21 protein-coding genes are annotated in these 21697 nt (G+C 56.7%); 10 read left to right on the forward strand and 11 right to left on the reverse strand.

The genetic code is table 11. From position 1 onward, the window contains the following. Positions 1-29: 29 nt before the first annotated feature. Positions 30-257 (reverse strand): helix-turn-helix domain-containing protein, encoded by a 228-nt coding sequence (locus ACR0B5_RS21885; RefSeq protein ID WP_480543429.1) that lies wholly within the window; start codon positions 255-257, stop codon positions 30-32. A gap of 266 nt (positions 258-523) precedes the next feature. On the opposite strand from ACR0B5_RS21885, the gene ACR0B5_RS21890 reads away from it, so the two are divergent. After that, positions 524-2749: a hypothetical protein gene (locus tag ACR0B5_RS21890; RefSeq protein WP_480543431.1), complete on the forward strand. Its 2226-nt coding sequence runs from the start codon at positions 524-526 to the stop codon at positions 2747-2749. Between the two features lie 9 nt (positions 2750-2758). Here ACR0B5_RS21890 and trpS read toward each other — a convergent pair whose 3' ends face one another. Both trpS and ACR0B5_RS21900 read right to left on the reverse strand, forming a co-directional pair. Beyond that, positions 2759-3823: a tryptophan--tRNA ligase gene (gene trpS / locus ACR0B5_RS21895; protein WP_480543433.1), complete on the reverse strand. Its 1065-nt coding sequence runs from the start codon at positions 3821-3823 to the stop codon at positions 2759-2761. Between the two features lie 386 nt (positions 3824-4209). After that, positions 4210-4626 (reverse strand): hypothetical protein, encoded by a 417-nt coding sequence (locus ACR0B5_RS21900; protein ID WP_480543435.1) that lies wholly within the window; start codon positions 4624-4626, stop codon positions 4210-4212. Positions 4627-5115: 489 nt separating this feature from the next. On the opposite strand from ACR0B5_RS21900, the gene ACR0B5_RS21905 reads away from it, so the two are divergent. Beyond that, on the forward strand, positions 5116-5430 hold the full coding sequence (locus tag ACR0B5_RS21905; RefSeq protein ID WP_480543437.1) for a hypothetical protein: 315 nt from the start codon (positions 5116-5118) through the stop codon (positions 5428-5430). Between the two features lie 478 nt (positions 5431-5908). On the opposite strand, the gene ACR0B5_RS21910 is transcribed toward ACR0B5_RS21905, so the two are convergent. Beyond that, complete coding sequence (locus tag ACR0B5_RS21910; RefSeq protein WP_480543438.1) at positions 5909-6556, reverse strand: hypothetical protein; 648 nt, start codon at positions 6554-6556, stop codon at positions 5909-5911. Positions 6557-6924: 368 nt separating this feature from the next. Here ACR0B5_RS21910 and ACR0B5_RS21915 point away from each other — a divergent pair, with 368 nt between their 5' ends. Continuing rightward, complete coding sequence (locus ACR0B5_RS21915; RefSeq protein ID WP_480543440.1) at positions 6925-7677, forward strand: hypothetical protein; 753 nt, start codon at positions 6925-6927, stop codon at positions 7675-7677. Here the strand turns inward: ACR0B5_RS21915 and ACR0B5_RS21920 are convergent. The 4 genes from ACR0B5_RS21920 to ACR0B5_RS21935 all read right to left on the reverse strand — a co-directional run bounded on the left by ACR0B5_RS21920 (position 7629) and on the right by ACR0B5_RS21935 (position 10100). Continuing rightward, the gene (locus ACR0B5_RS21920) at positions 7629-8129 is read right to left on the reverse strand and encodes a hypothetical protein (protein WP_480543442.1); all 501 of its coding nucleotides are present in this window, start codon (positions 8127-8129) and stop codon (positions 7629-7631) included. The genes ACR0B5_RS21915 and ACR0B5_RS21920 overlap by 49 nt on opposite strands. 100 nt (positions 8130-8229) lie before the next feature. Continuing rightward, positions 8230-8730 (reverse strand): hypothetical protein, encoded by a 501-nt coding sequence (locus ACR0B5_RS21925; RefSeq protein ID WP_480543444.1) that lies wholly within the window; start codon positions 8728-8730, stop codon positions 8230-8232. 353 nt (positions 8731-9083) lie between these two features. Further along, positions 9084-9812: a 3'-5' exonuclease gene (locus tag ACR0B5_RS21930; protein ID WP_480543446.1), complete on the reverse strand. Its 729-nt coding sequence runs from the start codon at positions 9810-9812 to the stop codon at positions 9084-9086. A 36-nt stretch (positions 9813-9848) separates the two neighbouring features. Next, on the reverse strand, positions 9849-10100 hold the full coding sequence (locus ACR0B5_RS21935; RefSeq protein WP_480543448.1) for a helix-turn-helix domain-containing protein: 252 nt from the start codon (positions 10098-10100) through the stop codon (positions 9849-9851). A gap of 215 nt (positions 10101-10315) precedes the next feature. On the opposite strand from ACR0B5_RS21935, the gene ACR0B5_RS21940 reads away from it, so the two are divergent. Both ACR0B5_RS21940 and ACR0B5_RS21945 read left to right on the forward strand, forming a co-directional pair. Continuing rightward, on the forward strand, positions 10316-10678 hold the full coding sequence (locus tag ACR0B5_RS21940) for a hypothetical protein (protein WP_480543450.1): 363 nt from the start codon (positions 10316-10318) through the stop codon (positions 10676-10678). A 239-nt stretch (positions 10679-10917) separates the two neighbouring features. Further along, positions 10918-11163 (forward strand): hypothetical protein, encoded by a 246-nt coding sequence (locus ACR0B5_RS21945; protein WP_170662866.1) that lies wholly within the window; start codon positions 10918-10920, stop codon positions 11161-11163. 52 nt (positions 11164-11215) lie between these two features. Here the strand turns inward: ACR0B5_RS21945 and ACR0B5_RS21950 are convergent, their stop codons facing one another. Next, entirely contained in the window at positions 11216-11467 is a 252-nt protein-coding gene (locus ACR0B5_RS21950; protein ID WP_170662864.1) for a WGR domain-containing protein, read from the reverse strand. 332 nt (positions 11468-11799) lie between these two features. Further along, positions 11800-12081 (reverse strand): HlyU family transcriptional regulator, encoded by a 282-nt coding sequence (locus ACR0B5_RS21955; protein ID WP_480543452.1) that lies wholly within the window; start codon positions 12079-12081, stop codon positions 11800-11802. 369 nt (positions 12082-12450) lie between these two features. Between ACR0B5_RS21955 and ACR0B5_RS21960 the strand changes: the two genes are divergently transcribed. The 5 genes from ACR0B5_RS21960 to arcC are packed head-to-tail and all read left to right on the forward strand — an operon-like array spanning position 12451 to position 18546. After that, positions 12451-13938: a YfcC family protein gene (locus ACR0B5_RS21960; protein WP_480543454.1), complete on the forward strand. Its 1488-nt coding sequence runs from the start codon at positions 12451-12453 to the stop codon at positions 13936-13938. Positions 13939-13947: 9 nt separating this feature from the next. Further along, the gene (locus ACR0B5_RS21965) at positions 13948-15327 is read left to right on the forward strand and encodes an amino acid permease (protein ID WP_480526518.1); all 1380 of its coding nucleotides are present in this window, start codon (positions 13948-13950) and stop codon (positions 15325-15327) included. Beyond that, complete coding sequence (locus tag ACR0B5_RS21970) at positions 15324-16550, forward strand: arginine deiminase (RefSeq protein WP_480543456.1); 1227 nt, start codon at positions 15324-15326, stop codon at positions 16548-16550. The genes ACR0B5_RS21965 and ACR0B5_RS21970 overlap by 4 nt, the downstream gene beginning before the upstream one ends. A gap of 55 nt (positions 16551-16605) precedes the next feature. Next, the gene (argF, locus tag ACR0B5_RS21975; RefSeq protein WP_480543458.1) at positions 16606-17604 is read left to right on the forward strand and encodes an ornithine carbamoyltransferase; all 999 of its coding nucleotides are present in this window, start codon (positions 16606-16608) and stop codon (positions 17602-17604) included. A 3-nt stretch (positions 17605-17607) separates the two neighbouring features. Continuing rightward, a complete protein-coding gene (arcC, locus tag ACR0B5_RS21980; RefSeq protein ID WP_480543460.1) occupies positions 17608-18546 on the forward strand; it encodes a carbamate kinase in 939 nt (312 codons plus the stop codon). Positions 18547-18792: 246 nt separating this feature from the next. On the opposite strand, the gene ACR0B5_RS21985 is transcribed toward arcC, so the two are convergent. Continuing rightward, the gene (locus ACR0B5_RS21985) at positions 18793-21531 is read right to left on the reverse strand and encodes a cation-translocating P-type ATPase (RefSeq protein ID WP_480543462.1); all 2739 of its coding nucleotides are present in this window, start codon (positions 21529-21531) and stop codon (positions 18793-18795) included. Between the last annotated feature and the right edge of the window lie 166 nt (positions 21532-21697).

A 21697-nucleotide genomic window follows, 5' to 3' on the forward strand; every position in this document is an offset into this window, starting at 1 on the left:
CCTGGCTCCGTCATATTGTTGGCGACCGGTCATTCGAGTTCGAGATCCGGCCTTCCCTGGTCAGGCCGGACGCGAAGCTCGAAGATCGCGAGCCATTCGTCTTTGATGGTCCAGGATTTCCCCAGCTTTGCGGCTTGCAGCTTGACCGGCCCGTGTGGTGTCGAGCAGCCATGATTGATCCAGTCCCGGATCGTGTGGGGATCGCGCCTGAAGATTTCGGCGATTTCATTCACTGAGTAGTATTTTGGAACCTGCATCCTTTACCTCCTGTTTTATGAGGAGGAATTGTGTCCAATCGGTGCCTGGCGGAAATTTCGAAGGAAAGTTTTTACTGGTGACTTCCCCGATTTCGACGCCATCGGCCCCGGGATCGAACCACCACCAGTTCGACACCTTTTGGGTCACGCCGGTAATAGATGTCTTATTTCCGGTCCGCCCCAAATCTTCCAAACCAAACCTCAATTTCCCAGATTTCCGGTTTAGACACAGGTCATCGCCAGCGACGACAACACGGAGACTGGCGATGACCATCACAGATATCAAACGGGACATTCAAAGAGACGGAACGGGGCGTTTCACCGGGCAAGGCGCGTTCGACACTGACACACCGGCCCCAGCGACGAATTTCACCTCTTTGCAAGATGCAGATCTGGATCTGCGGGAAGCCCTGGAAGGTGCGGACGAGATCTTAACACTGCCGGGTCAAGACAACGCAAACGTCCCGACAGTCGTCTGTCGCGCCAGTCCAGGCGCAGGTAAGAGCCGGCTTGCAAGACTGCTCCTGGCTGAAAAGGAAAGACGCGGCACCGACCAGCATGTGTCCTTTCACCTGCCAACCTTGGCTTTGGCTGAAGAGGCAGCTTCAGACGCCCGCGCTTTAGATTTGGATGCCCAAGCGATCCGGGGGCGTTCGGCCCCGCACTCGGATGGGCGGGGACGCATGTGCGCGCGAGCTGAGCTGGTGGAGCGGGCCAACCGCCTTGGTCTCTCGGCGCAGCAGAACTTCTGCCGACGCGAGGAGAGTGATGGGACCGCAAAGCTTTGCCCACATTTTGAGGAATGTGCTTATCTCAAGCAGTTCAACAACGTGACGAAATACCGTTTCCTTGCAACAAGCTATCTATCCCTGCCTGACCCGGCTGAAAGGTGCGACCTGCGGATCGTCGATGAAACCTTCTGGCAGCAATTCCTGTTGATCCAGGATGTGTCAGCGGCCGCGTTTACAAATCCACGCACCCATTTCCCAGCTGCAATGGCCGGGCAGCACGCCAGCTTGCTGGACGCCGCGAAGCAGGTTGTTGCGGCTTTGATGGATAATGCATCCCCTTTGTCTTTGCCCTTCTCCAGCGAAGACTATCTGCGCTTGAGCGACTTGGAATGGATGGGGAAAGCCCCCTGCCCCGACCTGTCTCCCGACCAGACTGAGGCGTATCAGGCAAAATTACTTGGACAGGCGGAACAGAACCACCGGCATGTTTCCAGGTTCGCTGCACTTTGGCGGGTGCTGGCTGATGCAAAGGCAGCGGGCCTCTGCACGACTGAGCGTTTGAGGCTGATCATCGAGGACGACGCTTTTTTCATCCGCGTGCTGCGTCGAAAACCACTCAGGCATAAGGAACCCATGCTGGTTCTCGATGCCGATGCTGATGTCGGCATCCTGTCCGCGCTTGAATGCAATATCCGCAAGGTTCATGACGTCACGCTGCGCCCAAACGCCCTTGTGACACAGCTGCATGATCGCAGAATGACCAATGGAAGCCTTCTGAGGAATTCCGGGTTGCGTGAGAGCTGGCGGCGGATCATCGCGCGGGAGGTTCTAATGGACCGCCTCGACAAAAACACTGGCGTCCTTGTTGGCGCCACGAGGAAGGTTGTGCGGACCTTCTTCGAGGAGGCAGGTCATGGATTCGAGGGCATGTCCGAAACGGAAATTTCGGAGTTCATGCTGAGCACCAAGCTGCACGGCGCGCATTGGCTGTGGTTCGGTGGCCGGGCCCTGGGGTCCAATCGTTACCAGAATTGCTCTACCGTCATCGTGATCGGGCGGGAAGAACTCCCGGTTTCTGCCCTCGAAGACCAAGCTCGCGCTCTGTGGGGAGACACACCCGGAAACCCGCTAAACCTGCTGACCTCGGACTCACTGGGCCATGCACGCATGCCCGAAGAACCGGTTTCTTACGAGATGACTGATGGCTCGTCGAAAGCCGTTCTGGTGCCGTGCCACCCTGATCAACGCGTGCGTCGCCTGCAGCTGCAAAGCCGTGAGCTGTCGACGCGCCAGCTGATCGAAAGGCTGCGTCTGGCGAGGACGAAATTAACGAAAAAGGTGATCATCGGCTGCAACATCCCGATCCCGGGTATCCCGGTGGACAGGCTGGTGTCGTGGCAGGAACTGACACCAGGCCGCCTCGACGCAGCAATAACAGATGGCTTGCTTGAAACCGGCGCAATCCGGGTGTCACCTCAGGGTTTGACGGATGGTGCGCCGAGGGTGTTTTTGAGTGTGGAAGCCGCGCGCACTTTCCTGAAACGCGGCAATCAGACGCCAAAGTTGCGTAGTTCAGTGACAGCAACCCATCACACCTACGCGCGCATTGTTGTCGCCGAGGTGAAGCGCGCTGCCCGGTACGCGAGAACGGAAGTTGTGGTTTTTCTGGCTAAAGGTGATCCAACAAAGGAGACCGCAGAAAAAATCTGGGGCGAACTCACGCACTTCCGGTGCATGTCGGAATCCGAACTGAGTGTTTAACTGGAACACTTAGGTACATGAAGGGAGCGCGGGACGAAGCGGACCTTCATCCGGCTCGCCCGCCTCTGGTCCCTTAAACTGGAACAGACCCAAGGCACTCACCACATCCCGCTTTGTCATCTCGGTGCGCTCTCGCGCCCGTTCCGTGCCTTCTTTGATCACATCAAGAATGTATCCTTTGTCTTCGGAAAGCTGTGTCCTACGCTCGCGAATTGGGGCGATGAGCTCCTGAAGGATGACTTCCAGACGCGCCTTGATCTTGCTGTCGCCAAGCCCGCCTCGCTGGTACCGTGCCTTGAGCTCGGCAAGTCCGTCCTGGTCTGGATCGAAGGCGTCGAGATAGGTAAAGACGACATTGCCCTCGATGTAGCCCGGGTCTTCGACACGCAGGTGGTTCGGATCGGTGAACATCGCCCTGACTGCATTTCGGATCTCCTCGGACGACGCGGACAGCGCAATGGCGTTGCCACCGGATTTCGACATCTTGGCCTTGCCGTCGATACCGGGCAACCGGCCCGCCCGGGGGATGATCGCCCGCGCCTCGGGCAACACGGCGCAGCCCGCGGTTGCGTTGATGCGCCGCACGATCTCGTTCGTTTGCTCGATCAGCGGGGCCTGATCTTCGCCGACCGGCACGACCGTCGCCTTGAAGGCCGTGATGTCTGCCGCCTGTGCCGCCGGATAACACAGAAACCCGGCAGGAATATCCCGTCCGAACCCGCGCACGCGAATTTCGTCCTTGATCGTCGGGTTGCGTTCGAGCCGCGCGACCGTGACGAAGTTTAGGTAGAGCATCGACAGCTCGGCCAGCGCCGGAAGATGCGATTGCAAGCAGATGGTGGTGCGACCGGGATCAATGCCCACGGCTAAATAGTCCAGCGCGACCTCCATCACACTGCGCCGCACCTTCTCCGGGTCATGGGCGTTGTCGGTTAGGGCTTGGGTATCCGCCAGCAGCAGAAATTGTTCATGGCTGTCCTGATAGCGCAGCCGGTTTGCCAGCGAGCCTGCATAGTGCCCGATGTGAAGCGGCCCCGTGGTGCGGTCACCTGTCAAAATGGTTGGTCTGTTCATTTGCGTCTTCTCATGAAACGGGAGGCGGCGCATCGGGAAGCTCGGAAAACAAAAGACCGCCCATGCGGCGGCCTCGGAATACGTTTGGTCATCCGGCCACCCTGTCAGGAGGCCAGCCACCAAGTCATTGCGATGATCGAAGTGTTTTCCATGGAACACTGGTTATCGTCTGCAAGATTACTCGTCAATCAAATGGTGGAGAGGGTTCATAGCTGCCTCTCTCCTTGGCACGACATTGGACCGAAGGAATCTGACTTTCGACAGTGAAAACTGGAGAATTCAGCAGTGCCCTGCAGGATCGGTGTTGTGACGCAAAGGCCAAATCCGTCTGACGACCGACACCACTGACGGATCAAGGAAGGGGCGACACCGCCGCCCCTCTATGTTCACGTGCGCAGCGATACTGACAGACGGTCGGCCCGCAAATGAAGGTTCACTTCATAAAGCGCGGCATACAGTGCCGCGACTGCCTCCCGCGCGGTTTCGAATTGCTGGCCCAGATCCGAAAGATGCGTGACCTCGTAACCACCACCGGACATGCAATGCTCATCCGCTACGTATCCCGACTGTGTCTCAGCTGCGGCAGCGTCGTGCAGCATCCTCATCAGTAATCCGACATCTTCTATCACATTTAAAGCAATCAGTTCGTTGTCTTCGGATTCGAAGAAACGTTCCGCGACCGCGTGCAGCATCTCCGGACAATCGGAACCCGAAGTTATATCAAACACAGCATTCTTGGCGGTGTCTGTAGCGTTTAGCGCTGTATAAAGCGCCCTATGAAGGGGATCTTCGAAAACGCTCATTGACCGACCTCCACTGCGCTGGCGATGCACTGGAGCAGACCGGTTTCGGTCTTTGGGGAATAGAACATAGTGTTCTCCCTTTATTGCCTGGGGCGGGATGCCACAGGTCCAAGTGCAACCGCTCCTCGCGCGCGGTTGGGGTTGTAGGTTTCGAATTGAAAAAGCCGTTGCCTTTGATGTTGCGGCTCTCAACCAAAAGAGCTGCAACGCCAAATGGGAACGCTCGGCACGTCATGATCAGGTAATTATTGAAGCGGTCTATTATCGGCGGGATCGTCCCCCGCACATTGGGTTCACAGGCCCTGCAAGAGGCCAGCAGGTGCGACCCGCACCCTATACGGAGCGGTGTAACATCATCGCTGAAATCGGGTTAAATTTTCGCAACAGGGGTTTGGTTCTCGCACGCGCACCGATTTTCTTGTACCCGGGCATTTCCACCGTTTTTATACAGGTATTCCGCCGATGATCTTCACCCGGGTATTTACGTGTATGTCGCTGTTGGGGTCCCTTTCGGGTGCGGCCCTGGCCGACGACATGAACGCCCTGACATGGACCGAGCAGAAATGCGTCCTTTATCAACGTGCCTGGGATTGGGCCTATGTCAGTGTCGACCCCGATGGCATCGGTGAAGAGTTCATCGCCGACAATACCGCATTTGTTTCATCAGGCTGCACCGGGAACATCGCCGTCTGCCCCCGAAGCGACGCTGAACGTGAGATGGCGAACATGCTGACGGTGATGACAATGAGCGAAGGTATGGCAAGCACGTTTGTCCCGTTCGCATGCCCGGAAAGGCTGGAGTAGGTTTCGGCGCAGCGGCGGTGAAGGGGTGGAGGCGACAACAGGACCTGCTGCCTCCCGACTGGGGGGGTGGATATTGCCCAGACGTTGGAAACAGTCCGTAAGGTTCTCTGCCCGTCAGAAAAAGAAGGTACAAAACACAGACGTGGATATCGAGGTAAAATGGCCACAAGCTGCGTGACGCTTGCCGGTTACAAAGTGGAGGTGGTTTCGAGCAGATCCACCTCCACCAGCCGGGGTCACCGCGCGTAGCCCACTCACCTAACCACGCATGCATGCGGCGACGGCTTCTCGCCAGCCGGGCAACCGACCCTCAGGCTGCACCAGCGTGCCATCAGACCAGATGAGTCGTCAACGGCGGGTAGCTGCAGAGCTTAGCGGCCATTCCAAGCTTCAACTTAGGCTTTGCACGCCGCCCCTGTCCACGGAGGGATCACGATACCCTCAGAAGGCCGTTCCCCTCGGGCCGTCGCGCTCGCGGCTATCCCCACACATAGGCAATCTCAACAATCACCCTCTTTCCAGGCCCACGATTGCGGCCACGGCAATCGTGTGCGTCGTCGTCCCCGCCCAATGTCAGGTCCCCAGCGCTTCGAAAACACGGCAATCCGGCGTCTTTCAGGTTTTCCAGAGAAGAAATACGCCGCCTCGCGTTGAAAAAGTCTTGCTGCTCAACATCTCGCTTGAGGTCTTCAATAATGCTGGAAACCAACACACCTGTGTCTTCCGACCTGAGAAAGCGCGCACTCAGATCTTCATTGATGCCACCCAGTTTTCGGAAGAGGCAGGACAATGTCTTGTTCCAGCCCTTACCTGTCTCCACCCATTCCGTGCGATAGTCCTGGTTCTGGATATCCGCCCGGTCGAAACGCTCGGAGCAAACGCCAAGGACTTCCAACCTTGGATATTCACTGTCTCCGAGCTCGCCACGAACCCCGTATTCCGCCATATCTACAAACTCGTCGAAATCTTCCGGCTCAAATGCGAAGCGCGCGACCAGTTCCGCTTCGTCCAGCAGGATCGCTTTGTTTACATAGTGCTCGCTCATCAGGTTGCCCTTTTGTTGTTTTTTGGGACGACGCCCGGTTTCCGCACCCGCCCGATCACCTTGATCGCCCAGTGCGATCATAAGGTTCGGTCGGTATCGGATTTTGCAAAGCCGGTTTGGTGGGTTTTTCTGAAAAAGATTTTGTGCGCCAAGAATCCTGCCGTCTGAACCCCGACCTACCTCTCCAGGCTGCGGCGCGCAGCAGCGTGAGGCAAGTACTCAACACTGTTCCAAAACACAGATGTGACACATCGAAGATCGTGAAACGGGTGGAAGCCGGCGCTGCCAATCTTCCCGGATCCGTCTCCCCTGCCCTTTTCATCAGATTTCTCGGGTCAGCGATTTCACAATTCGCGAACTTGTTCCCACGTTGCTTCCACAGCAGCCTTGCCCGATCCGCTTTGCCTGGATTTGGAAGCTCGTTTTACGCATCAACAAAAGAGACCCCTATGACCCTGTCCAAAGACACCGAACTGACCAACCTCATCAACCAGGCGCAAAAGGGGCACGCCATGCTTTGCTACGCAAACGACGGCCTCCCGAAATCATCATTTGCTGTGACACAGCAATTGCAATGGCGCGCCAGGCTGATGAATCTCTTCGCCGATTGGCCGGACACCACCACCTCCATCCGCGCCATCTCTTACGTGTTCAAAGATGCTCCATTTGAATTGAGCCGCTTCGTGTTTGACGCCGTTGTTGTCTGGGATGGTACACGGTTTCTTCGGATCGAAGCAGACGACCTGCCAAGTGGCTTCCCCAAAAAGCTTGCTGGCTTCAAAAATGACGTCCAAGAGGCGTTGTTGTGCAACACGGGAGACGCCGTTCAGAGAATGTCTGAGCTGTATCACCACCAGCTTTTGATGGGACAAGCTTACCTAACGTCAGAAACCCTGACCGTGATGAACGTCAAAGGCGAAACCATGACATCGACACCCGAGTTGACACCCCGCCTGCCCTACGCGATCACCCTGTTGCTGACAGGGAAGTTTGGCAAGGTTTCCGAATGCCGCCCTGAAACGAATGCTCCAGGCGGTGCCTACCATGTCCCGGTCTGGGCCACAGCTGAGCAGAAGCACAGCCGGGTATCCCAGGCCCACTGCAAACGTCATCTTCCTGACCGCCTGCTTCCGACAGCGACGGACATCAGTAGTTATCTTGAGCTCACCCGAAAACACGAAGCCAAGCAGTTGAACAGGTAAGTCACCGGGGTATCTCCGCGAAGCGATTGGCGCGCGCATGGGTTCAGGATTTCCCACATCCTGACCTTCTCATGCGCCGTCGCCCTATCCTTTCGGAGCGGAATGTCCATGACATCCCTGCCCTCCCAAATAATCGCAACGCTAATTCGTGACAGCGCGTCCTTCACGAAGGCCTTCACGGTGGCTCGGGAGTCCGGGTCCTCGTGAAACACCGAGAATGTACAAATCGTATCGAGCCTTCCACTATAGTGCTGCCCGAACAGGACCACGGCATCGAACGTGTCTTTGACTATATCGTGCAGAATCCGGAGTTTTTCTGCACGCGCCTCGGTCATTTGGCGGTCGCGCTCGATCAGATCTTCGACCGCTTTTCTGTAGCTTTCATTTCCGCCAGAATCCGCACGACAATTGGGCACGCACCCGTCTGTTTCGGTCTCTTTGCTTTTCTTCATTTCTTATTCCTGTTGAGTGTGTGCAGGCGTTGGCCGGAACACCCGAGTAAGGACTTGAGTTGGCTCTTTTGATGCCCACCGCGTTCCGGGAAGCCTGACATCAGGCGGCGGCGGAACCCGCATTGTGCCGTACGGACCGGCGACCGAGAAACGATCGGCGGCCGTTGTGCACCTGCGGTATCGGGTGGATGCCCAGCCGTTCCTGTACGCGAGAAACGGGGTTCAAACGGCTGTAGCATGTCATTAACTGCTGGATCCGGCTTGGAAGCAACCGACCAACCTTGGCCGTCCCCAGGGATCGGTTCTGCTTGAACCGCATATCATCCATTGCGACGCGAATGCGGCGATCCACCTGGAACCGGGTTGCCCGATGCAGGCCCGCCGCCGACCAATCCGATTGCATATTCAGGATCACAGCGTGTCTTCGTTCAAGATTGAGATGCAGGTTCGTTGTCCCATAAGCGACAACAACCTCGTTCAGATCGGTATCTTCAGCGACAATCAGGCAGACGCGGGTCTTTGCACCACCGTCGCTGAATGGGAAATCAAAGGCGACAAGATCACCAGTGGAGAAACGTTCGCGGGCGGGAGTGTTGGGCATGATGGCTTCCTTCTTGTGTTGAAGGCAACCAGATTTCATTGAACCTCGATTGGCTCATTTTGTCCGGGTGCCATCGCAGACACGCGGACCAAATGAGAGCGACGAGGGACAAATATCACCCATATGAGTTCTTTGAGAAAACTCACGTCAGCGACGCAGTTTCAATTTAAAAAAAGTTAGTGAGAAATCGGCGTCGCTTAGACACTCGGGGCGGTTTCAGTTTCTCCGAGCTTTCGATGTTCCAGCAACTCATTCATTCAAGCGGGCAAAGCCCCATGAGAATTGCGTCCGCTTTGAAAGCGATCAACAAACCCTGTCCACGCGGCGGGAGATGGTAAGCTACGAACCGCGTCTCATACTCCGGTTTCCTCATCGCCACCTTCCCAAAGGTGCAAGTCCTCGTCGGACATCGGGGCCAGAAAATCCGGCGATGCCGTCTTCGGCAGTCCGGATCGGAAGGCATACGCTAAATCGGCTGCATCCGCACCGGCGCGATGGGTCGTGCCTCGATTGGTCTTGGTCTTATACACCCGGCCAATTTGACCAGGCGCGAGAACGCCCTCTTCCCGCGAAAACGCAATCCACGCTATCCGATCGAAGTCCTGAATCTCCAGCCTCGCGGACTCGTTGACTGTGCTCAACAGTCGCTCGAGCCAACGCTGATCGAACTCGGGACAATCACTCACAAGAATGTTGTCCCCGACACTCTCAATCAGCCAATGCGCAACCTCATCGGCAGGCATCGCAGTCTCCAATTCGGAGAAGGGAATGTTGTGCACGGCAGCGCTTTTGTCCGACCATTCGTCGAGAGACCAGGTTTCGTGTGGCCGAACCAGTTTGCTCTCGACCACCACGCGGCGATCTTTGAGTTGGGCGATACCCACTTCGATCGGCCAGCTCTTCGGGCTCATGGACGAGGCCTCGAAGTCAATGAAGATGAGGCTTTTCGACCGGGCAGGCTTTCCTTCTGCGTCAACCCCAACACCAAGGCCAAGTTCCTGGCGTCTTGCAAAGAAAGCTTCCTCTTCCGCCCCCGGTTTCGCCATCTTCTCCACGAATTTATCGGCGTCCAAATCAGACATGGGGTACAGCCCTGTTACCTTTGAACATGATCACCACTATCGGCACACGTCCATAAAGCGCATCACGGTCGACCTGTCCGGAAAGCGCCCTGATGGTGCCTCCAGGCCATCAATGTCAGCCAGCGACAGACCAGAGCGCTCCGCCACCTGCTCTCGTGTCATCCCGGCTGTCTTGCGCGCTGCGCGACATGTAAGCGCCAGGTTTCTCTTGGGTGCATTCCGGTCGAGGTGATCCTTCAGACCGGGACGGAGTTCCGTAAGTTTCTCAATCAATTCATCAGGCCTCATTTGTGGACCTCCCGCAGAATGAATGTACCAAAGTCAATGACTTACGGCAATATCTCCGGGACAGGTTTGCTCCGGATGAGACAGTCAAAGATCGGCTGATCGAACTTTTTCAAAAAAGTTCAACAAACCCGCTTTGACGCTTTCAATTTGTTCCCAGGTCATTCTCACACCGGGAGACATTCCCTCAATCAAACACAAAAAACAAAGGCTTCGATATGATCCCATACACAGAAAAACCCGGAGACGATTTCGGTGTGATGAATTTTGTTCTTCGGGCACTCTACGCCACCGGTCGCTTGACAGGGCCCCAACCTGAGGCGAGCGATCCGCCATTTGCCACACGCAATAACCTACTCGGATTATACATCGACGAGCGCCCCAACGGCTGGGTCGCAAACATCACCTTCAAGCATGTACCTCCAGGAATGCCCAACTGCGTCGGAACACCAGAGCGCACGCCGTTTCCTGACAGACGCACCGCCTTCCTGGCCGGCGCGGCGCTTGTTTGCGAAATCGCCACCGGCTCCCGCGAGCTGCCATTCCTTATTGTCGGTGACCGATTAGTCTACACGGCATAGCGAGCATAACGTGTACGAAGTCTGGGGTGTTCCCGGTATCTAGCCGGGTCCACCTCGCCATCCATGCAGATCACGTGTCGGCTGGCTCGGGATTTGCATGGGGGTAAAGTCGCATCGCGCTTTCTCGCTTCGAACAGAACGTCAAGCGCCCATCTTCGCAGGTTCCCCTCAAGCTAAGCTCCACAATTGACCCCGGAATTCCGATCGTGCCTACTGTGCGGGTTGAGGAGAACTGATGCATGCAAGAACCCGTAGTTCGTGAACTGCTGGGCCGGATGCTGGCCCATCGTTTGCTCATTGAACGTTTGATTTACCGCCTTCGAGAAGTCGATGCTTTCCAATCCATGGGACTGGAATCTGACTTGAGAAAGATCGAAGCAGATATTGAAGCATACAATTTGCCAGAGGGAATTTCTGAAGCCTGTCAGGACGAGCTGGAAAATCTTGGTGATCATGTCCAGTCTGGCCGGGTGGCCAAAGAATAGATCGCTCAACCGGGTTGAGAGAGGAAAGATCTACGATCACTGGTGGGTGATACTAACCACCGACGGGCACATACCCTCGACGGAGCTTTTGTGTCTCAAGTTTTCGGAGCGCTTCACTAGCCTGGGCTTCGTCATCATACGTCACCCTCATAGCTTGACCGGTTGTGCCAATACGCCCCCAGGTCCGAAGGACAGACACTTCCCCAAACAGCGTCGGTTGCAGTTCAATCCCATAGAACCGCGCCATGTTGAGGTCAGGGTCCACGTGGATCAGGTGGACAGGTATGGCTGCGTTCAGCTCCATGCCATCACTATCCTTTGCTACAGAGCTTCTGTCCAATGACTTTGAGAGATGAATTCTTCAAAAAGGATTCAGAACCTGAATGCGCCTTGATGTCGACTTTACCTACCCGCCGCACATTCACTTCTGAAAATTTCGATAAATACATTCGATTGGATACGTAAAACTCGCCGGCCGAGCGTCCCATTTGATTTACCGATGCGGCCATCGGCAAACTGTCCGATCCTCAGGATCGGATCCAAACCGTTTTGTCAGACTTGCTCGCTTGGACCAAGTCAGGGGTGGCGCGCAAGAAGCCACTCATGGCATCCACCGATCGCCCAACGGATATCAACTTACTGGAATCCGGAGCTGAAGAGGCGTTCGCCCTGTTCGTCAATTACCTGCTTCGCCTTGGCGATACTGAAGCTTTCGGCCTGATCCCGGCTTTCAAACACATCCGCCCGGACCACCGAATGGGTCTTACGATCTCCGTCGATGGTCTTTTCGATACGGGCCAGCAAACGGTATTTGCCGCCCTCGGGCATCAGGTCAGGGAAAATCTCGAACCCTTTGTACAAGACTGGCTCCGGTTCAGACTCTTCGCCGCCACCGAAGAGTTTGGAGAAGAGGGACATGGGGCGCCTCCTTTCAATGTTGCTCGGACCGGAGATTAACGCCGCCAAGAACTGGGGTGAAGCGGGTCGCGAGATTAGATCACCGTCCGTCGACCCGAAAGTGCGCTCCGCGCATGAACTGAAGGTCCCGATCCACGGCGAAAGCTCGGTCCTCCGCACCACTCTCCCTTGTACGGAACGGCCCAAAGCGGCCGTTTGCGTCGGTGTCATCGAAGGTCTGGTTGGAGCCCATGGCAGACATTGTTCAATGTGTTCGACAACCTCACGTTTTACGAAAGTGACAAGTCACCGCGTTGGTACTAAGTTGAGACATAAATATTCAAATATTTGACTGCCCAGTTTCTCAGCTTCACCCAGCGCGAGTTTCATATGTCCAAGTTCAAATTTCCTACCGCCTTTACCATTCTGTTCATACTGATTGCCGTCGTGGCCGCCCTTACGTGGGTTATTCCGGCCGGTGAGTACGACCGTCAGATGAACGAAGCTCTGGGCAGCGAAGCGCCTGTCCCGGGCACCTACCACGAAGTCGAGCCGAACCCCCAAGGACTTACGGCAGTTATCCTTGCCCCGATTGCAGGTATGTACGATCCTGGTCTTCTGGGAAGTTCATCCAGCGCGGCGATTGATGTCGCTTTGTTTGTTTTAGTCATCGGCGGTTTCCTGATGGTTGTCACCAAGACAGGAGCTATCGACGCCGGCATCGGTTGGTTGCTGCACAGGTTGGCAGGGCGGGAAATCCTGATGATCCCAATCCTGATGATCGCCTTTGCCTTTGGCGGGACAAGCTATGGCATGGCCGAAGAATCCCTCGCGTTCTACGCTCTGATCATTCCGGTTTTTATTCGGGCAGGGTACGACTCCTTGACCGGGGTTGCGGTGATCATGCTAGGCGCAGGCATTGGGACCCTGGGCTCAACCTTCAACGCATTTGCGACAGTTGTTGCCTCGCAAGGTGCGGGTATTCCGTTCACGAACGGGATCGTTCTTAGGTTCATTATCCTTGTCCTTTGTCTTGCTGCGGGCATCGCATTCGTCATGCGATACGCATCACGCGTGAAAGCCGACCCGTCATTGTCCGTGGTGGCCGATCAGGCCGAGGAAAACCGGGCGCATTTCCTAAAGAGTTCGGAAGGCGATGATACGTTCCCCGACATGACCAAGACGCGTTCGATCATTCTGGTTCTTTTCGGGATTACCTTCGCCATCATGATCTATGGTGTTGTCGCGCTGGGGTGGTGGATGGCCGAGATGTCCGGTCTCTTCCTGGTGATGTCCATCATCGTTTGGTGGGTCGGGAAAACGGATGAAGGGTCCAGAATGGACGAAGGGACCTTTGTGGAAACCTTCGTTGATGGCGCGCGCGATTTGCTGGGCGTTGCCCTGATCATTGGCGTCGCGCGCGGTGTTGTCGTCATTATGGACGCGGGCAAAATCACCGACACAATCCTCGCCGGAGCCGAGGGGTTTGTCTCGGGGCTGAGCGAGTTTGCTTTTATCAACGCGATGTTTGGCATTCAGATCTTGATGTCATTCCTGGTGCCGTCCTCGTCAGGGCTGGCCACGCTTTCGATGCCGATCATGGCACCACTGGCAGACTTTGCGGGCGTCGGTCGTGACCTGGTGGTTACAGCGTATCAGTCAGCAAACGGATGGGTGAACCTGTTCAACCCGACATTTGCCGTCGTCATGGGAGGGCTAGCCATTGGTCGTGTGTCATATGACCGGTGGCTGCGCTTTGTTTTCCCGCTGCTCGTAATTCTAGCCGTGATCATCTGCGCCGCACTTACCGTTGGGGCCATAACTGATCCGGGGATCGACGGGCCGGCAACCGAGACTTCAGACACAACATCGAACTGAGCCGTCGCAATGACCGATCGCTCCGCTCCAGAGACGACTTCGACATCAGGTGCCCTAGGGCTGACGGCCTGTATCGCTTTGGTTGTTGGAAACATGATCGGGTCGGGAGTGTTCCTTCTACCAGCGTCACTTGCACCGTTTGGGCCAATCGCAATTGGTGGGTGGATTCTGACTTCGGCAGGGGCGCTTGTTCTCGCGATCATTTTCGGAAGGCTGTCACGCGTCGTTTCGAAACCCGGTGGCCCCTACGCCTATTCGCAAGAAGCATTCGGAGACTTTGCAGGCTTCATTATTGCCTGGGGGTACTGGATCGCACTTTGGACCGGGAACGCAGCTGTTGCTGTCGCGTTGGTGGGATATCTGGGTTTCCTGTTCCCAATTATCATCGAAGTGCCAATGTACGGCCTATCGACCGCGTTGGTTGCAATCTGGACGCTCACCTTGGTCAACATCCGAGGGGTCGAAGGGGCTGGTTTGGTTCAGATCGTGACCACCGTGCTCAAGCTAGCTCCGCTGATATTGATTGGCACATTGGGTATCTTCTGGATCAACACCGAGAACTATGTTCCGGTCAATCAAAGCGGCACCACGGCGTTTACGGCGATTTCTGCCGCGGCTGCTCTGACGCTTTGGGCCTACCTGGGTCTTGAATCTGCGACGGTTCCCTCTGGTGATGTTATCGAGCCGGAAAAGACTATCCCGCGCGCCACCGTGATCGGCGTGATTATCGCCGCAAGCGTCTATATCTCGGTAACCGCCGTTTCGATGGGCGTCATTCCTGCCGAGTTGCTCGCTGTTTCCGCCGCACCTCTGGCAGCCGTCGGTGAGGTGATGTTTGGTCCCGTTGGCGGCGTCCTTGTTGCTGTGGGTGCGGTGATTTCGACCTTTGGCACTTTGAACGGCTTTACACTGCTCAGTGGCCAGGTCCCTTACGGTGCTGCCTTGGATCGCGTCTTTCCTGCAGCCTTGGGCCAAAAATCCAAATTTGGAACGCCTGCCAATGCGTTAATCCTGTCGAATGCGCTGGCTTCGGTTCTGATCATCATGAACTATGCGCAAGGGCTGGTCGCCGCATTCAACTTTGTCATTTTGCTCGCCGTTGTCGCAAGCCTGTTGCCCTATGCCATTTGTTCCGTAGCCGAGATCATGATCCGGCTGAAAGGCGGGCAGGTCCTGCATGGCCCGGAACTGGCGAAGGTCATCGTACTGGGCGCGCTTGGGTTCATTTATTCGGTCTGGGCCTTCATCGGCTCAGGCGCCGAAACTGTTTTGGTTGGCTCGGTCCTGCTGCTTATGGGCGTGCCTATCCATGTCTGGGTTCGCTGGGGCCAGGCCAATGACATTGAAGAGATTCAGAAAACGGATAGTTCGAAAGGAGAGTTGCCATGAAGCTCGGCGTTCATTCCGAGATCGGAAAGCTCAACAAGGTGATCGTCTCGCGCCCTTCACTGGCGCATGATCGTCTGACACCACGAAATTGCGAAGAGCTTTTGTTCGATGACGTGATCTGGGTCGAGCAGGCCCGCAAGGACCACGCAGAATTCTGTTCCCTGATGCGAGAACGCGGGGTCGAGGTCTACGACATTCAGGATCTGCTGGCTCAAGCCATCGCAGACGACCCCGCAGCGCGCGCCTTCCTTCTGGACCGCCTGATCACGCCCAACATGGTCGGTCTGGGCTTCTCCGTCGAAATGCGCGCATGGCTGGACGAGATGGATGCTAAGCTGCTTGCTCGGCATATGCTCGGCGGCATCGTCTTCGCAGACCTTCCCAAAGGCATGATTGATGAGCAGTTCGGCGATCTTGTTTCGCTGGGTGATTTCATTCTTCCGGCCATCCCTAACGCCCAGTTTCAACGAGACCCCTCCTGCTGGATTTTCGATGGTGTGACCACGAATCCAATGTTCTGGCCTGCTCGTAAGCCGGAAACCTTGATCATGCGAACTGTGTACCGGCACCACAAGATGTTCAAAGACGCCGAGTTTGAGTTCTGGTGGGGCGACAGCGACGACGATTTCGGCCTCGCTTCGGTTGAGGGCGGAGATGTTCAGCCAGTTGGCAATGGAACGGTTTTCATCGGGATGGGTGAGCGTACGACCCGGCAGGCTGTCGCACAGGTCGCAGAAGCGCTGTTCAGCAAGGGCGGCGCCGAGCGTGTTGTCGCCTGTGCAATGCCCAAGAGCCGCGCGGCCATGCATCTGGATACAGTGTTTACATGCCTCGACCATGACAAGGTCACCGCATTTTCTGAAGTGGCGGATCAGATCACATGTATCTCGATCCGTCCCGGCGATCGTGGGGATTTGGATATCCACGTGGAAAAAGGGCACCTGTTTGACGTCTACAAGGAAGCCTTGGGGCTGAATTCGCTCAAGGTGATTTCTACAGGTGGCAACGAATTCCAGGCCGAGCGCGAACAATGGGATGACGGTAATAACGTCGTCGCCCTCTCGCCAGGTGTTGTTGTCGGCTATGCGCGCAACACGTTCACGAATGGCAAGATGCGCGCAGCCGGCGTCGAGGTGATCGAAATCTCGGGTCAAGAACTTGGGCGCGGCCGTGGTGGCGGCCACTGTATGACCTGCCCGATCGACCGCGACCCCGCCTATTGAATTTACCATGGGCGCAGCCCCCTGCGCCCTCTGATTTTTGTTAGGGAGAGATAAAATGGCATTCAATCTCAAAGGCCGTAGCTATCTGAAAATTGCCGATTTCAGCCAGCGTGAAATGCTGTATCTGCTGGATCTGGCCCGCGACCTGAAGCGCGCGAAATACGCCCGCGCCGAGCAGCCGTCGCTGACCGGCAAGAACATCTGCCTGATCTTCGAGAAAACCTCGACACGCACCCGCTGCGCATTTGAAGTGGCCGCCTACGATCAGGGTGCGAACATCACCTATCTCGATCCGTCGGGCTCGCAAATCGGGCACAAGGAGTCGATGAAAGACACCGCCCGTGTTCTGGGACGTATGTTCGACGGGATTGAATTCCGCGGTGCGGGACAGGACATGGTCGAGACACTGTCAGACTATGCCGGCGTCCCGGTCTATAACGGCCTGACGGACGATTGGCATCCAACACAGATGCTGGCCGATATGCAGACCATGATCGAGCACGCTGACAAGCCCCGCAAGGACATTGTCTATGCCTATTCGGGTGACTGCCGATCGAACATGGGCAATTCGCTTTTGATGCTGGGCGCGATCATGGGCTGCGATGTTCGAATGATCTCGCCAAAAGAAACCCAGCCCCATGACGACGTACGCGAATTGGCGATGGAGCGGGCCGAAAAGACAGGCGCACGTGTGACCATCACGGACGATACGTCTGCGGTCGAAGGCGCGGACTTCATTCATACCGACGTCTGGGTATCAATGGGTGAGCCGAAAGAGGTTTGGGCAGAGCGCATCAAACTGCTGAGCCCATATCAGGTAAACATGGATCTGATGAAGAAAACGGGCAACCCGAGCGTCAAGTTCATGCACTGTCTGCCAGCCTTCCACAATCTTGAGACCAAGGTCGGTCAGGACATTCACGAACAATTTGGCATCACCGAGATGGAAGTGACCGAGGAGGTCTTCGAAAGCGATATGAACATCGCGTTCGAGCAAGCCGAAAACCGGATGCACACGATCAAGGCGATCCTCGTCGCGACATTGGGAGCCTGAACCATGGGACGCGTTGTTGTAGCACTTGGCGGCAACGCGCTTCTCAAACGGGGGGAGGCGATGACAGCGGACAATCAGCGCAAGAACGCGAAGATTGCCGCCGAAGCCCTCGCCCCGCTCTGCGAAGCGCACGAAACCGTCATCACTCATGGCAATGGCCCGCAGGTCGGGATGCTGGCCCTGCAAGAGATCATGTATACGGATGTCGAGGAGTACCCGCTGGACGTTTTGGTCGGCGAAACGATGGGCATGATCGGCTACATGATCGAGCAGGAGCTTGGTAACATTCTGCCTTTCGAGCATCATATCGCCACCCTGTTGACCATGATCGAGGTAGACCCAAGCGACCCGGCCTTCGACAACCCTACCAAGTTCATCGGGCAGGTTTATTCCGAAGCGGACGCCAAGAAAGAGGCGGCTGACAAGGGCTGGACGGTGAAACCGGATGGCGAGTACTGGCGGCGCGTGGTGCCCTCGCCGCGCCCGAAACGTATCTTTCAGGTCGAACCGATCCGTTGGATCCTGGAAAAGGGCGCGACCGTGATCGCTGCTGGCGGAGGCGGCATCCCGACGATGTACGAGGCAGGCGCTGAAAGGAAACTGGTCGGGGTCGAAGCCGTCATCGACAAGGATTTCGCGTCCTGTTTGCTGGCACAGAATCTTGGTGCAGACTTCTTTGTTGTTGCAACGGACGCCGAGGCTGTGTTCCTCAATTGGGGAACGCCCGATCAGAAGGGCATTCGGTCCATCACGCCAGATGCTTTGGACGAATACGACTTCCCCGCCGGGTCAATGGGCCCCAAGGTTCAGGCGGCACAAGACTTTGTGCGATCCTCGGGCGGTCGTGCGATCATTTGCGCCCTAGCCGATGTTCCTGCAGCCGTTCGCGGTGAAAAAGGTACGACAGTATCGCTAGAGGCGGGGGAAACACAGTTTCACTAGGCCCGAAGAATAGGCTTTGTTGATTGTAATGCCTTCTATGGGACACCGGGGTCGACACTGCGCGCTGCGCGTCACTAGATCGTGCGTATGGGTTATCAGGCCATAAAATTTAACTTCCTCTGACATCCTTGTGGGCGGAATGCTGGCCAGGCACAATGCAGACCCTCTGCCAAGAAGTTGACAACGAATGGGTGCTTCAGGATGTCCATTCTAGCACCTTCAGTGCCGTTCTAAGCAAAGGTAGCGTCAGAGCCATTTCAGTCCGAACATTTCCTTCAGCGCAGACAACAGAAGCGTGGGCAGTGCGGCGATGAAGAACACTCCGAGCAAATGCGACAGAGGCAGGGAAACTGTTCCAAGCACGAAATGTCCAGCGCCGGTATAAATGGCGAGAAGAGACAGCAATATGGAAATGCTCACCGCTCCAAGCAAGGTGCGGTTGCCGAGCGGCGACTTGCGGTAGAGCGTGGAGGTCGTTCGGGCGTCGAAAATATGCCAGATCTGGGCAAAGATCAGTGTCATGAACGCTGCTGTCTGGGCGTGTTCCAAGGAGGCGCCTCGTTCGAGAAACTCCTGGAAGACATAAAAGGTCAGCAGGCCGAGCAGCGTTCCCCGGATCAGGATCCGCTCCTTCATTCCGCCGCCGAACAGATTATCGTCGCGCGGGCGCGGTGGGCGCTGCATCAGGTCGGGTTCCGCTTTCTCGAAGCCGAGTGTCAGAGCCGGTAGCCCATCCGATACAAGATTCACCCAGAGGATCATCAGCGGTGTGATCGGCAGGAGCGGGTCTGCCCCCATCAGTAGGAAGGCGAACAGGATCGTTGAGACCTCGGCCACGTTGGCGGTGAGCGCCTGCCGAATGAATTTCAAAAGATTGTCGAAGATGCGCCGGCCTTCGCGGACTGCCGTCACGATGGTGGAGAAATTGTCATCGAGCAGCACGAGGGCAGCGCTGTCCTTGGCGACCTGCGTGCCGGTGATGCCCATGGCGACACCAATATCTGCCGCTCGCAGAGCGGGCGCGTCGTTGACGCCATCCCCGGTCATTGCCGCCACCTCGCCATTCTCCTGCATGGCATTGACGATGCGCAGCTTGTGCTCCGGGGTCACCCGGGCAAAGACGGCCGCGTGCTGCACCATCTCTTTCAAATCCTGATCGCTCATCTGGTCGAGCTCGACCCCGGTATGAACCGTCTGCGTGTCGCTGGTGCGAATGCCGATCTGTTCCGCAATCGCTTGGGCGGTCACGGCGTGGTCGCCGGTGATCATCACCGTTCGGATGCCGGCCCCGGTTGCCTCCGAAACGGCGATGGGTACTTCGCTGCGCGGCGGGTCCATGATGCCGTGAATGCCAAGCAGTACGATCCGCTGCTCGGGATCGGCATGGTCCAGATCCTCTTCTGCCACCTCCCGATAAGCCACGGCGAGGGTCCGGAGCGCCTTCTCGCCGAAACTGTCGATCACCGCCTCGATCTCTTCCCGCAAAGCCGGGGAGATCTCAAGCGTTTCCCCGGCCATGCGGACATGGCTCGCCCTTGACAGGATCACATCAGGCGCCCCCTTGGCGCCGAGTACAGTGCGCCCATCCGGCAATCGAGCGAAGACAGACATCATCTTGCGCGTTGAATCGAAGGGGAATTGCCGAAGCGCCTCGACCCGCGCTTCTGTCAACTTCTCGCGGGAAATCCCGACCTTGGCCGCGGCCACGACCAGAGCGCCCTCAGTCGGGTTGCCCTGGATCGCCGGGCGCCCGTCAGCCTCGACCATACGCGCATCGTTGCAATAGGCGGAGACGGCCAGCATCTGCCGAAGATCCGTTTCGGCCTCGATCTCGGCCACGCTGCCGTCTTCGGAACGGAACTCACCATGCGGATCGAACCCCTCGCCGGTCACTTCCCAGTCCTTGCCACCGGCCCAGCATTGCATCACCTGCATTTGGTTCTGCGTGAGCGTGCCGGTCTTGTCTGAACAGATCACCGAGGTCGCGCCGAGCGTTTCTACAGAGGAAAGCCGTCGTGCCAAGGCGTTGCTGGCAACCATGTTTTGTGATCCCAGCGTCAGAACGATGGTGACTACTGTCGGCAGGCCCTCCGGGATCGCCGCGACCGACAGCGAGATTGCCGTGTTCAGCATCTCAGCCGCATCCATTCCATTGACCACGCCAATGCCGATCACGATGGCGACCACGATCAGGGCCGCCGTGATCAGCACCTTGGAAAGGCCCTCGATCTTGAGTTGCAGCGGGGTTTTTGGCTCTTTCGCAGAGGACATGAGGGCAGCGATGTGACCGACCTCGGTCTCCATTCCGGTGCCCACGACAATGCCTTCACCAGCGCCGCCAGTGACCTGCGTGCTCATGAAGCCCATATTCAGACGATCGGCCAAAACGACGTCTTCGTCCTCGATCGGATCGGCATGTTTGTCGACCGGTTCGGATTCTCCCGTCAACGCGGCTTCGTCGACCTGCATCCGGCTGGCGGTGACAAAGCGAATGTCGGCGGCCAGAATGTCACCGGCTTTTACTCGCAGAATATCGCCCGGCACGAGATCCGCCGCCGGTACCTCGACGATCTCGCCGCCGCGGCGCACGAAGGCCTGCGGTGCAGACATCTCCCGCAGGGCTGCCAAGGACTGCTCGGCCTTATATTCCTGCCAGAAGGAGATGAAGGCGTTAAAGACGGCGATCGCGAATATCGCAATCGCATCAACCCAATGCCCCGTATAGGCCGAGACAAGAGCACCTGCTATCAGGATGATCAGCAGCGGGCTTGCGAATTGCCGCAGGAGCATCTTCCATGGCGGAACTGTTGCAGTCTCTTCCAAGCGGTTTGTACCGTGTGTTGAAAGCCGCTTGGCCACCTCGTCCGGATTCAATCCCGTCTCAGGGTTCACGCCGAGGTTTTCGGCGACCGCTCTACCGTCCAACACCCAAGGTGCGTTCGCGTTTCCAAGAACCGATGGGGTTGTCTGTGCGAAACCTGACATTCTCAACTCCGAATGAGCAATTGCGTGACCGGATAAGTCTTGGGGTGCCAGTGCCCATTCTCAGCCAATGAGCCAACCTGCGCAGTTCATTGACGGTTCTCCAATTTGTGATGCGCACGCCTTTATCCAGATACCAGCAGCGACGGAGCTTTGTCATCTGCAAAAT

It is taken from the genome of Ruegeria sp. AG1 (assembly GCF_056541705.1).